The organism is Alteromonas sp. ABH4_454 (assembly GCF_056311775.1).
Genome location: NZ_CM149972.1, coordinates 706,679 through 720,388, shown reverse-complemented (window position 1 = coordinate 720,388; position 13,710 = coordinate 706,679). Strand labels below are relative to the sequence as shown.

The 13,710-nt window shown below is 45.5% G+C and carries 7 protein-coding genes; 3 read left to right on the top strand and 4 right to left on the bottom strand.

Features of this window, described 5'->3' with window-relative positions:
* Positions 1-20: 20 nt before the first annotated feature.
* A complete protein-coding gene (locus tag ACYX4W_RS03140) occupies positions 21-3,923 on the bottom strand; it encodes a translocation/assembly module TamB domain-containing protein (RefSeq protein WP_476074654.1) in 3,903 nt (1,300 codons plus the stop codon).
* A complete protein-coding gene (locus ACYX4W_RS03135; RefSeq protein WP_476074653.1) occupies positions 3,920-5,758 on the bottom strand; it encodes an autotransporter assembly complex protein TamA in 1,839 nt (612 codons plus the stop codon). The genes ACYX4W_RS03140 and ACYX4W_RS03135 overlap by 4 nt, the downstream gene beginning before the upstream one ends.
* A gap of 275 nt (positions 5,759-6,033) precedes the next feature.
* Here ACYX4W_RS03135 and ACYX4W_RS03130 point away from each other — a divergent pair, with 275 nt between their 5' ends.
* Positions 6,034-8,019: an alpha/beta hydrolase family protein gene (locus ACYX4W_RS03130; protein WP_476074652.1), complete on the top strand. Its 1,986-nt coding sequence runs from the start codon at positions 6,034-6,036 to the stop codon at positions 8,017-8,019.
* A gap of 138 nt (positions 8,020-8,157) precedes the next feature.
* On the top strand, positions 8,158-9,408 hold the full coding sequence (locus ACYX4W_RS03125) for a multidrug effflux MFS transporter (RefSeq protein WP_476074651.1): 1,251 nt from the start codon (positions 8,158-8,160) through the stop codon (positions 9,406-9,408).
* 150 nt (positions 9,409-9,558) lie between these two features.
* Here the strand turns inward: ACYX4W_RS03125 and ilvC are convergent, their stop codons facing one another.
* The gene (gene ilvC / locus ACYX4W_RS03120) at positions 9,559-11,037 is read right to left on the bottom strand and encodes a ketol-acid reductoisomerase (protein ID WP_476074650.1); all 1,479 of its coding nucleotides are present in this window, start codon (positions 11,035-11,037) and stop codon (positions 9,559-9,561) included.
* 157 nt (positions 11,038-11,194) lie between these two features.
* Here ilvC and ilvY point away from each other — a divergent pair, with 157 nt between their 5' ends.
* Entirely contained in the window at positions 11,195-12,067 is an 873-nt protein-coding gene (ilvY, locus tag ACYX4W_RS03115) for an HTH-type transcriptional activator IlvY (protein WP_474856719.1), read from the top strand.
* A gap of 19 nt (positions 12,068-12,086) precedes the next feature.
* Here ilvY and ACYX4W_RS03110 read toward each other — a convergent pair whose 3' ends face one another.
* Positions 12,087-13,601 (bottom strand): YifB family Mg chelatase-like AAA ATPase, encoded by a 1,515-nt coding sequence (locus ACYX4W_RS03110; protein ID WP_476074649.1) that lies wholly within the window; start codon positions 13,599-13,601, stop codon positions 12,087-12,089.
* Between the last annotated feature and the right edge of the window lie 109 nt (positions 13,602-13,710).

Here is a 13,710-nt window from a genome sequence, read left to right as displayed (position 1 = left end):
AAAGCATCAACATGGAGCGTTTAGCTGTCCTTGCTAGCACTTGAGGTATCAGCGTTGCTTCTCTGTGATGATTCTGAATTATTATCAACCTCATCAGCATCGTCGCTATCGTCATCAGCGTTATCGCTTTTGCGAGTTCTGTTATCACCTAAAAAGAACTCATAATAAAGATCTAACGCAAACTCTGATTGGTCTTCCAGTGTGGTTTGGATTGCCTCTAAATACAGGCTAGGTAGTAACTGATATTTAAGCGCCAAATCGGGTGGGAGCTGTCGTCGTCTCAGGGTGCTATTGGCATCGTTATCTTTTATGCCTACGTCCACATTGTATTCCACCGAGAGCCTGTCGTTGATTTGGCCGGTAACAGAAAGCATGTTTTCATTAGTACTTAAACTAAAATCGTCAATGCCTAAAGCACTGCCTAACTGGCCGGTAAGGGTTTCTGTGTTCGACAAACCAAAACCCAATAGCAGAGCTGCGTAGTTAGGATCTGCTGAACTACCTGAATCTGGTCCAGACCCCGTTAATAGATATGATAATACGCCCTGCTGGTCCATAGAGGGTTCAGAGAAAAGGTTGATACTCGGTGCGTCAGCGGCCCCGTCAATACGAATACCCGCTATAACATCATCGTCGGTTTTAGCAGGGTCTCTTATAGCTTCTACCAGCAACAGCGGTTGGTCGATAGGACCGTTGAACTGTACTTCGCCGGTTTGAATTATTAATTGTTGGCCATAGGCGCTGTAGCGACCGTTTATTATTTGCAGGTCTCCATAGCCAACTAACGCCGGCTGAGTGTTCACTCGTATACCGCCGAACAAGCTGGCTGTAAGACCAAAGGCTTCAAGCTTTACTTCTTCTGTTTTGTTTTTATCAATATTAACCAACACAGATGCATGAACAATATCCAGTGGTTCTTCTTTGTCTGGTTCTCCGCGCAAGTGCACGTCCTTTGATGGTGAAACTGCACTTTCAGGCAGGGACTCTACCTCAATTCGGGCCCACGGAATATTAATATCGCCAGTGACATCGACCTTCTCTTTAGTTGCGGCAACATCAATATTAGGCGATACCTTAAGGCGAATGTTTGGCTGCCTAATTTCAAAGCTGTTGCCCTTTAACTTAAAGTTAGCGCTAGGCTCTGATGACCAGTCGAGTTCACCTTTTAGCGTGCCTTTACCTCCACCAAGTATAAAACTGCCATCAAGCGCTGCAGTTTGGTCGCTAAGCACTACTTTTTGATTCCAGTCGGCTAATGTGACAGGCGTATCTTGAATATCTATTGCGCCGTTAGAAACCGTAAGTTCGCCATTTAGAGATGGGTCATCGACATAACCGCTAAGGGTAATATTACCGTTAAGCACGCCTGTTAAGGTGCGAATTGCGGGTGAAAGAGGTTTCAGTGGCGCTACATCAAGCCCCTCCATTACCAATTTACCGTCCAAAGGTATTTTCTCTTCAAACGGTCGGGTATTTAACGTAAGCGTAGCATCACCGATATCTTGACTAGAGATCAGTGAAGTAGACTCCAGCAGCCCTTGTTTTATTTTCCCGCTAGTTTCAAATGAGTTAATGGTAAGCGTTAATGGTCTGGTTTCACCTAATTGCCACGGGGCTGCACTCATTGACGCGGTAAAAGTGGCGTCAATAGGATCTTGTTGTGAATAGCTGCCTTTTGTTTGAATACTCAACGTCGCTTCAGAGGGCGCTGAAACCATGGTCGGCACTAGTTCATTTGCCCACAGCCCCACAGGCAGTGACGTTGCCTTAATATCCCAACTTGCTTTGCTGTCTTGGTAATTCACGTTCGAGATGCACAGCTCTCCTTCGCGTCGCGATGTCCAGCAGTGCTGGCCTATTTTGGCCGTAACAGGTGCAGTGCCTATATCAAGTGTGAACGGGCTTGATAACGCCCATTGCATATTAGCAAGCTCTAGCTGGGTATCGCTAATATCACCTATCCAATGATTGTTTGCCCATGAACCTTTAAGGCTGAAGGCGACTTGATTATCCGGCACAGAAAGGTTTAGCTGCGCTTTGTGGTCTTTATAAGTGCCATCTAGTGTTATCTCGCCACTCAACGGTCCTTGCTGCGCAGCAGAGGCATTTAAATTTGGTGATATAGTGATGTTGGATAACTCTAATGTGCCGTTAGCTCGTGGATTTTGCCACGGACCAGAGGCAGATATTTTACCATTTATCGCACCGGATACTTCTGGGTAAAGATTATTTATTGTGTTGGCGTTAATAGTAATATCGGCGTTTAAATGACGCTTGTTTAAGACTTGTGCAATCGCTCGAATAACGTTCTTTTCATTATTCCCTTCTTGCACGATGTTTACGTTAGTAACGAATAAGTCACTGGGGCCGGCATACACGGCGTTGCCTTTTATTTCTAGTGGTTCACCTTGTAGCACGCCAGATACCTGCATATTTTTAAAGCTCATATGCAGCCCGCCACGCTCTGAGTACTGTAAAATGCTCTCTATCTGGCCGCTTAAGTTCTCAGGTGCGTAAGCGCTGAAACGCTGTGCAGACACGTTTGAAAGCGTGGTTTTTCCCTCCCAAGCAATACTCTCGTTTAGGTAAAGGGTACCTGTATTGACTAAGCTACCTTCTAGCGCCTCAATATTCGCCTGATTGACATAGATATTGTTCTTTTTAAGCACAACATCCAGTGATACAGGCACATTGCCTATGTCTGGCAAGGTTGCTGCACCGGCGCCTTTTAGCAGGTAATCGCCCATAGTGCCTTCAAGTGACAGCGTACCTGCTTTTAACGTGGCGTTTTCCATTGTTGGAATGGGTTGTTCTTGCCACTTTGCAGTAAGTTTAATGGGGAGTTCGGTATTAAGAACGTTTGCCGCCAAATTAGCGTCTGCGTTTACAGCCCCCTTTGTGTTGAGAGTAATGGCCAAGTCATCAAGTGCTCCCGACGCGTTGAAGTTTACGGTAAGGGGAGCATCATCAAGGACTGTCTTTGCTCTAGCTGCAATGCTTAGCGGGAAGTTCCCACTAAGGGTGGCGCTCGCTTTTGCTTTTACTTCCCCTTGTTCATGCGCGACAACCATTTCTTCAATGGCAATATCACTGTCTTTGAACTGTGCATCAAGCAGCGATACTAATGCTATTTGTTGTGTGCTATCGCCTTGGGTAACGTGTAAGTCTTCAACCAATAAAGTACCAAACGATATGGGAATTGGAGCGGTGATTGTTGGTAATTCAGGCACCTCGTAGCTAAGCGAGTATGACTTGGGTAAGGCGCTTTCTTCACTCGAGGTCGCTTGGTTTGCTGTTTTATCGGTGTCTTGAACAGGGGGCTGTTGACTCTGGGATGATTTAGCTTGAGAAGCCGTGTTTGCCGCTGGTGAATTAGCGTTTTCATCTGCCTCTACTAAAGCTATACGAATTCCTTTAGTGGCTAAACCGCCAAGCGTTAGCGCTTGGTCACCGCTAAAATCCGTAAGCTCTAGCTCATCGACTTCAATGGTTGTGGTAAGAAGCTCAACGTTAATGTTTGCAAGGGCTAGATGCCCTACCTCAATGGGAATAGGCAAAGAAAATTCATCGCTAGCCTCTGTTTTTTCATCAGTCTCAGGAGCAGCAGCGAGTTGCGTTAATGTGGCATTTTCAAGCGTGAGTTCATTTACGCAGACTTTTGGTTCAAAGAAACAACGCCACGTTATATCAATATAGGCATACTCCGATGCCACGCGCCACTGCGCGTTCTCCCAGTGTAAATCGCGTATTTCGAGGGTATCGGCAAAACTTCCCTCAATATCATCAATGGAAAGGTTTGTAACAAAGCTGTTTGCTATAAGTTTTACCGTTGGGCCGCCCAATGGGCTAATAAGTAGCGCGTAAATGGCAACCAATAGCAGTATAGGTGAGAGTAAAATGGCCGAAAGCGTACGTTTTCTCATAGCTCAGGCCCTAAAATGATGTGAATGCGCCAATCATTTCCTTGTTTTGATAGCCCTCTGGCTAAGTATAATCTTACAGGGCCAATAGGTGACAGCCAGTGGACTCCTGGCCCTATACCATAAGCGAGTGAGTCGCTTATATCGTTAGCTGCTTTACCCGCGTCTACGAAAGCGGCTATTCGCCAGTCGTCTGCAATTGAGTAAGCGTATTCTATGCTCGATGTGACTAGGTACTTTCCGCCAATAGATTCAAGGTCAAGCTCGCCAGTCTCTGGGTTAATAACATCTGCTTTCGGCGACAAATCACGATAGCTAAACCCTCTAACGCTTTGGTCGCCTCCAGCGTAAAAGCGAAGTGAAGCAGGCACATCATCGAAAGAATTTGTTTTAATTGCTCCAATTTCTCCGCGTAAAGTTATTCTATGCTTATTAGCGAATGTACGAATTAACATGCCTTCAACGGCAGTTTTAGCATAGTCAATGTCTGAGCCAAAACCCTCTTTGCCATATTGAGCCAGCACTTGAATATAGGTGCCGTTGCTAATGTTTAATTCATCGTCTTTATCGCGATAGGTTAGAGAATAGCCCGGTAAAACTAACGACGTGGTATTGGTATCAAGATCACCCTGATCGTAAGTTTCTCTAAGGTAGGTTACTGAATAATCATGTTGCCATGGCGATCCATCTTGTTGCGTGTACCTATGTGCCGACAAAGAAAGGGTTTCGCTTTCAAATGACGTATTGGCGTACTCAATAAACTGGTAGCCCGCTTCGATACTGGCATAGTCACGGGTGATATTTTTCATCGGGATGCGATAGTCAGCGGTAACCGATTGCTCAGGCTCCGAAATAAAAATATCTGATGAAACTGAATGGCCTTTGTCATTTACCCAAGGACGTTCCCAACCCAAACGTACTCGCGGTCCTGTATCGGTAGCCGCACCAACAGAGACGTTAAATGCATCGGTAGGCCTGTGTTGAAGCGAGACTTCAACAGGAACCAGTAAACCTTCTGCGTCGCTGACTACCGGCCTTGCTATCACTCGGTTGAAATAGCCCGACTGATTTAAACGTCTGTTAAAGTCGCCTAACACTGAGGACGAATAGGCATCGCCAGTTTTAAAAGGTTTTAGGCGCTCAATAATCGCTTTAGCTTTATCATCACCTACAAATTTGAGTTCCCCAAACTTATATTGAGGCCCGCTTTGCGCAATTAGCAGCACGTTTGCTTGTTTTTCGTCACGTACTAGATCTAAACGTGTTGCTTGCCAGAAATAATCAAAATAACCGTTTGAGAGAGCGTAGTTAAACATGGAAGATTTAAATGACTCATAGATGGTCTGATTTAACACATCACCTTCTTTGAGTTTAAGTGAGTTAAAACGCTCTCTAAATGCCTTATCTTCACGACCAGCACCAATGATTTCTCGGGTAACTTTGTTGATGGTAAGAGGGGCATTCAACGCAACCGTTACTGTGACCTTGTCCCCTTCTTGTATGCGTACCTTGGTTTCACTGTTGTAAAAGCCATAGGGTTGTACCGCCGTCGCCACCGCTTCTGCCACTTCGTCTTGCCAATAAGGGTCAGTTAAAAGTGCTTTTTCCACATCAAGTCCGCTTAAATGCAGTCGAATGTTGTTACGTAGCTTCCCGTCTTCTACGCCTTGAACATCGTAGGTAATTGACTCTTGAGCCAAAGATGTCGTGCACAGCAAGCACAACTGCACGCACAACAAAGCCTTAGCTAATAAAGAGCATGCTTTGGATGTTTTGCGCACTAATTGTCGGGAAAATAGGCCTTGCAAAGTGGCAAGCCCGCTCCAAGTTGAAGGCATGAAAAGGCTAAATCCTTAAGGTAACGCTGGGCTTAGAAGCTTACTGGTTTAGGGTAAAATCCATATTATATCTGTGGTTAATAGTACCATATCTGCATTTTGTATTCGCAAAGTACGACGAGAGATCAAATTATTGCGTCAATATTATCTATATTAACCCGTATGGGTTGGTTTTTTGTACATTGGGTCACAACTTTGTATACTCGAATTAACATAGTTTTGAGGTTTACTCATTAACTAAGTTCCGCCCAAAATAAAAATTACAAGGGAATGTTATGTCTTATCAAAAGGCTTTCTCACCAGCTACGCTTATTGCCCTACTATTGTTAGCTACTTCGACTACGTTGAGCGCTGAGCCGGCTACTCAAAAAAATGCCTACGATGCTTTTAGTAAGCTGCCAACCTATTGGACGCCATCTTTGTCACCGGATGGAACAAAAATCGCTTTTGTTCAAAATGTTGAACAAGGAGAGGCGTTTGCCATGCTCGCCACCTTCGACTTGGAAAAGGGTGAAAAGCATTACCTACTTCGCTCTGACAATGAGCGTGTAAAGATTAAATGGTACAAGTGGGTAAACAATGAACGTGTCGTGGTGAGTGCGCGCTATGAAACTCGCCGTGGTACCACAAAAGTGCATGACACCCGCTTGTTAAGTATTAAATTCGATGGCGAGGGCGGCGCGTTTAATATGGTTGAATGGGAACGAATTAAGCGTCGGGCCGGTAATCCTAACCACATTCCCCAATTTCAAGATGAGGTTATCGATTGGCTACCTGATGACCCAGATCATGTGCTTATAGCAATCGATGCCGAGGTACTAGGTTTACCTTCAGTGTATAAAGTCAATGTCAACACAGGAGGCGTAAGCCGCATTATGCGTGGTAAAAAGCGCATCAGAGATTGGCTTACCGATCAACAAAGTAACGTCCGTATTGGTGTTTCACTTAATTATGATAGCGGTGAGCGCGAGGTCTTTCTAAAAGAAGAGGATGGCTGGCGAACCTTGTTTGCCTATAACGCCATGACAGAGAAGGGCGAATATCCAGTAGGCTTCGCTAAAGACCCAAACATTCTTTATTACAAAGGCTACAAAGGTGACTACCGCGCACTTTACACCCTAAACCTTAAAACCAATGAGCGAACTGAAGTTTATGCTGATGAAGGGTACGACGTAAACGGTAGTCTTATTTACTCACCAGTAACGCGAGATGCCATCGGTGTGCGTCACGATGGTCGTTTTTATTGGGATGAGCGCTATGTTGCACTTCAAAACGGTATTGATATTGGGCTCCCCGATTACGATAACACGCTAGTCAGTTTCAGTGATGATGAACAAACCTACATCGTTTATTCTGAATCGGACGTATTGCCCGGTGTTTACTTACTGGGTAACCGTAAGGAAGGCACGCTCGATGTATTGTTTCAGCAATACAGCCAAATTGACTCTGCACAATTATCAGAACATAAACTCATTGAATATGAAGCCCGAGACGGCATCAAGATCGAAGCATATTTAACCCTTCCCAAAGGTGACGGACCCTTCCCAACCATTATTCATCCTCATGGCGGTCCGGGTGCTCGTGATTTCAGCGGTTTCGACTATTGGACGGCATACTTCACCTCGAAAGGCTACGCGGTGTTGAGACCGAATTTTAGAGGCTCAAGAGGTTATGGTTATAGTTTTGCGCAAAGCCAAATGAAAGGCTGGGGATTAGCTATGCAAGACGACATCACTGACGCGGCAGGCTGGATGGTTAAACAAGGTTATGCTGAACAGGATAATATGTGCATTGTTGGCGCAAGCTACGGTGGATATGCAGCTTTAATGGCAACGGTTAAAACCCCTGATTTATTTAAATGCGCGGTGAGTTTTGCCGGCGTAAGTTCACTTAAACACGTCGTCATTCACTCTCGCCGTTTCCTGAACAATGAATTTGTTAAAAATCAGATTGGGGACGACTACGATGATCTAGAAGCGCGTTCACCTTATTACAATGCGGAAAGTATCAAGACACCTATTTTACTTGTACATGGCGAAGAAGACCGTATTGTTCCACCTCTTCACAGTCGTTACATGGCTGACGAATTGGAAGACCTCGATAAAGTCTTTAAGTATGTAGAACTTGAAAGTGGCGATCACCACCTTTCTATTCAGCGTAATCGACATTTGTTTTTTAAAGAAATGGATGCATTTTTGGGCGCGTATTTGAAACCAAATAAAAGCGGCGAGAGGATGGCGGCAGACCTTACAACCGAATAGCTCCCGTTAAACGTGTCAGTATTTACGACAAGCGTGCGTGAATCGACGGCTTTTTAACCATATTTCAGGTATACTATACAAGGCGCGATTATTTCGCGCCTTTTTAATTTCCCCACTTTATTTCGTTTTCGAGAATTTATGCCCCAGACATCTAATGGCGTATCTGATGATACTGTAATTGTGCAAAAGCCCGCCCTTGGCCTTGTTGAATTTGTTGCCTTAATGGCAACCATGACATCGCTAGTGGCACTTAGTATAGATGCTATGTTGCCCGCACTCATTCAAATTGGTGAAGCTCTAAATGTAGAGGAGGCCCATCAAACCCATTTGATTGTAACCGTGTTCTTTTTAGGCATGGCATTTGGACAAATGTTTTTTGGCCCGTTTTCAGACAGCCGTGGTCGTCGTTTAACTATATTAGTGGGCTTGTGTATTTTCGCCTTAGGTACTTTTGTGTGTATGTTGGCAACCAACCTGGAAACCATGCTGGTGGGGCGGGTTATTCAAGCATTCGGCGTGTCAGGCCCTCGCATAGCTTCAATGGCCATCATTCGTGATTTATACGTGGGGGATGCCATGGCAAAAGTCATGTCGTTTATCATGATGGTGTTTATATTGGTGCCCATGTTAGCCCCCATCATCGGACAAACGGTGATGGAATTGACGTCATGGTTTCATATTTTCACTATGTTCCTCATAGTGGCTACTATGGCTGGAATCTGGTTTTTCTCTCGCCAGGGAGAAACCTTGCCTCGGGCAAAGCGCAGAAAATTCTCGCGCGCACACTTTTTCAAATCATCAAAGTTTATCCTAACCCACCCCGAAGTGATGGGTTACACCTTTGCGATGGGGTGTATTTTCGGCGCGTTTTTGGCGTATTTAAGCGCGTCACAAACCATCTTTACTGTGTTTTACAATGTAGGTGAATGGTTCCCCTATATCTTCGCTACCCTTGCCTTTTCTATCGGTCTTGCCTCTTACTTTAACGGAAAAATGGTAATGCGCTTCGGCATGCGCAAGCTGTGTCGATTTGCGCTTAAAGGCGTAAATTGTTTTGCGGTGGTGTATTTGGCACTGCTATTTGCTTACGATGGTCTGCCGCCATTAATTCCGACCGTGGCCGTTATGTTCGTTGGCTTTTTCTTTGTAGGTATTCTGTTTGGCAATTTAAACGCTATGGCAATGCAGCCTCTTGGCGATATGGCTGGTTTAGGTGCAGCAATCATTGGTTGCTTTTCAAGCTTATTCTCGGTGCCCGTTGCCCTTATAGTCGATAGTTTTTTAAATGGGAACTTGATGCCAATAGGTTGGGGTTTTCTTATCTTTTTTGCGCTGGCGTATGCATCAGTTCGCTACGCTGAGCGTGTTCGGGAAGTGGCTGTTTCTTAAAGAGATAAGTGGTTGTTAGTCACTGCTTTGAGTTAGCTAAGCAGTACGCTTTAAAAGGATATGTGACTCACTGAGTTACAGGTATAAAAAAGCCCGACCAAAATGGTCGGGCAAGAGGGCTTAGTTAAGCACCTAACGACAGAAACTGTCCTATCCTATGATGGCTTTCATGTCAGTCATGTAGCCACGCAAGGTCTTACCTACTGATTCCACACCGTGTGAGCGGATGGCTTCGTTAATCTCAACAAGGCGTTTGTTCTCTACTTGATTAGAAGCAGCAGTCAAACCCTTACCGATAACGCTGGTATCAATAGTAGGCATAAATTTCTCACGCAAAATTGGAATTGCTGCGTTAGCAAACAAATAGTTTCCGTATTCTGCTGTGTCTGAAATAACCACGTTCATTTCATACAAACGCTTACGTGCGATTGTGTTAGAAATTAGCGGTGTTTCATGCAGTGATTCGTAGTACGCAGACTCAGGCAGAATCCCAGCTTCAACCATTACGTCAAACGCAACTTCAACACCACACTTGATCATGGCAACTAGCAAGATGCCGTGGTCAAAGAATTCTTGTTCGCTGATTTCACCTTCGTAAGCAGGTGCGTTTTCAAACGCGGTTTCACCGGTCTCTTCACGCCACTTAAGTAGGTTCGCATCGCCATTTGCCCAATCTTCCATCATGGTGCGAGAGAATTCACCGCTGATGATGTCGTCTTGGTGCTTTTCAAATAGCGGACGAAGTAAATCAGTTAACTGCTCAGAAAGCTCAAACGCTTTCACTTTTGCAGGGTTTGATAGACGGTCCATCATGTTAGTTACACCGCCAATCTTAAGTGCTTCAGTAATGGCTTCTAGACCGTACTGAATAAGCGCACCTGCATAACCTGGGTCAATACCATCATCAACCATTTTCTCGAACGCAAGTACTGCTGCAACTTGTTGCATACCACATAAAATGGTTTGCTCACCCATAAGGTCAGATTTAACTTCAGCCACAAATGAAGATTCAAGTACACCTGCGCGGTCACCGCCAGTTGCACTTGCCAGTGCTTTGGCTTGATCCCAACCTTTACCTTCAGGGTCATTTTCTGGATGCACAGCTATTAGTGTTGGTACACCAAAGCCACGCTTATATTCTTCCCGTACTTCTGAGCCTGGGCTTTTCGGCGCACACATAATAACTGTGATATCGCTACGAATTTGTTGGCCTTCTTCAACAATGTTGAAGCCGTGTGAGTAACCTAACGTTGCACCTTTTTTCATAAGCGGCATTACTGCCTCTACTACACTTGCGTGCTGCTTATCAGGAGTTAGGTTGTAAACTACATCAGCTTCTGGAATAAGCTGCTGATATGTACCAACAGTAAATCCATTGCTTGAAGCGCGTTTGTAAGAGTCGCGTTGCTCATCGATCGCTGCCTGACGCAGCGCATAAGAAACATCTAACCCTGAGTCACGCATATTCAGGCCTTGGTTAAGGCCCTGCGCGCCGCAGCCTACAATGACAATCTTCTTGCCTTTTAAGAACTGACAACCGTCAGCGAATTCATCGCGTGCCATAAAACGGCAGCGGCCAAGCTGGTCTAACTGCTGGCGAAGTGACAGGGTGTTGAAATAATTAGCCATAAAAATTTCCGAACAACATTCATTTTTGTCAATATCAAACACCGACCTTGGCGTTGACAGACCTCGTCTATGACGACTTGGTAGTGAGACTAAAAGATTTCTTTTGTTTTGGAAAATGATATATTTGCAAGATAATATTGCATAAAGTGAAATATATATGGATTTTCGCAGTCTACAGCTCTTTAACCACCTGGCTACCAGTCTTCACTTCGGCGTCACCGCTGAGGCCATGTATGTATCGCCATCTACGTTAAGCCGTGTAATTCAGCGTCTTGAAGACGAGTTAGGCTGCACCTTGTTCAAACGGGATAACCGTAAAGTCGCGCTCACCCATAGCGGGCACAAGTTACTGTCCTTCTCAAAACAAGCGTTAGCTGATTGGCAGCAATTAAAAATTGATTTAAAAGAAGATAGCGATGCACTTCAGGGGGAACTAAGTGTATTTTGCTCGGTAACTGCCAGTCAAAGCCATTTACCCGCTATGCTAAGGCAGTTTAGGCAGCAACACCCTGGGGTTGATATACGCCTAATAACCGGTGACCCTGCTCTTGCCATAGAAAAAGTTAAAAGTAAGCAGTGTGATTTATCTATTGCTATCTATACCCCTGACATGCCGACAGATTTGCATTTCACTGCTCTTGATAACGTACCTTTGGTTCTTATTGCTCCAAAGGAATGGCGACTTACTCAGCTAAACCAGCTGGATTGGACCAAGCATCAGGTGATAATGCCTGAAACAGGGCCAACGCGACGCACTGCCTATCACTGGTTTGCCGAGCACGGTATTCGGCCGAATGTTTATGCCTATGTAGGCGGTAACGAAGCAATTGTAAGCATGGTAGCGCTAGAGTGTGGTGTAGGCTTTGTGCCAAAGGTAGTGCTCGACCACTCCAGTATGGCTAATGCGGTAACCCAAATTCAGGTTGAAGATATCGAGCCTTATGCCCTTGGCCTATGTTGTTTACAAGATAAGCAAAACGAACCGCTTATCAACGCCTTCATGCAGCTAAATTTGCACTCTCGAGGGTAAATTATTTTATTAGTTGCGCTTAGCTAGCACTGAGCTGCTTTATAAGGTTATCGAGAGCACGATAGCCCAGCGCTTCTGCGATATGAGATCTGGATACGGCATTTTCTTCTTCAAGGTCGGCAATGGTTCTAGCCACTTTCAGCGTGCGGTGAAATACGCGCATAGATAAATTAAGTTGTTTCGCGGCTGCTTGTAAAAAGAGGAGATCTGCGTCATCTAGCAAACAGATGTCGGCAAGCTCACCTGCGTGCAGCGCACCATTGGGTTTGCCTTGTCGAGACTCCTGTCTTTGCCGTGCAGCTATCACCCTTTCCCGCATGTCATGCAATGAGTCATTAGGTCTATTACCCCGCTCTGGCAAGTCGTAGTCTGGAAGTCTAGGCACCTCGACTTGTATATCTATTCTATCTAGCAGCGGGCCTGACAAACGGTTTAAGTAGTTAAGCTGCTGCTGAGGTGTTAGACGGTTGTCGTCGATATCCCCAGTAGGGCTGGGGTTCATAGCCGCTACGAGTTGAAAATTTGCGGGATACGTTGCACTTCCTGATGCTCGGGATAAATGCACGTCACCGGTTTCAAGCGGTTCCCGCAATACATCCAGCGCTTTTCGGCCAAATTCGGGGAGTTCATCTAAAAACAAGATACCGTTGTGGGCCAGCGAAATTTCACCTGGTACTGGAGTAGAGCCCCCGCCCGTAAGTGCTACGGCAGAACTTGTGTGGTGGGGGGAGCGTAAGTGGCGGGTTAGAAAACGTTCAGCATTTAGCTTTTCGCCTTTCACTGAATGGATAGCGGCGACCTCCAGGGCTTCTTCTTCACTCATGTCTGGTAGCAACGACAGCATGCGACTGGCAAGCAAGCTTTTACCTGTGCCTGGCGGGCCTACCATCAATAAGTTGTGAGCCCCGCTAGCTGCAATAATTAGGGCCCGTTTAGCCTGCTCTTGGCCGATAATATCGTCCCAACCCGTTGGGGAGTTACATGATGAATGAGAAGTGAAAGGCTGCCCTTTGGCGAGCTTTTTGTTACCCGTGAGGTGTTCATACACAGATAGGAGATCGAAGGCGGGAAAGCGTGTGGCGTGGGAAACCAAGGCTGCTTCAACATCGTTATCTCCCGGATACACAAGGGCTATATCTTCGTTCGCTGCCGTCATCACTACAGGAATAAGCCCGTTAACCGGTTTAATCTCACCGTTTAGTGCTAGCTCGCCCACGAATGCAATATTGAGCAGGCTAATATCTGAAATGTAACCCGAAGCTGCTAAAATGCCAACGGCAATAGGAAGGTCGAACCGGCCGCCGAACTTTGGAATATCAGCCGGCGCTAAATTAACCGTTATTCGTTTGGCAGGAAACTCAAAACCACTGTTAATTAACGCGCTGCGTACCCGCTCACGAGCTTCTTTAACACTGGTTTCCGCCATACCGACCAGTTGAAATGCGGGTAGGCCATTAGCCAAGTGAATTTCCACACTTACCTCTGGTGCAGACACCCCCTGCCCTGCAAAGGTTTTAACAACAGCCATTCCCATATTGTGAACACCCTCTCTTACACACTCATTGTTCGTCTAATTGAAATTTCAAAACTTAAGTGCGGCTAAATAGTCAACGCACTGGGCATAAACTCTAGAGAGAGTGGGA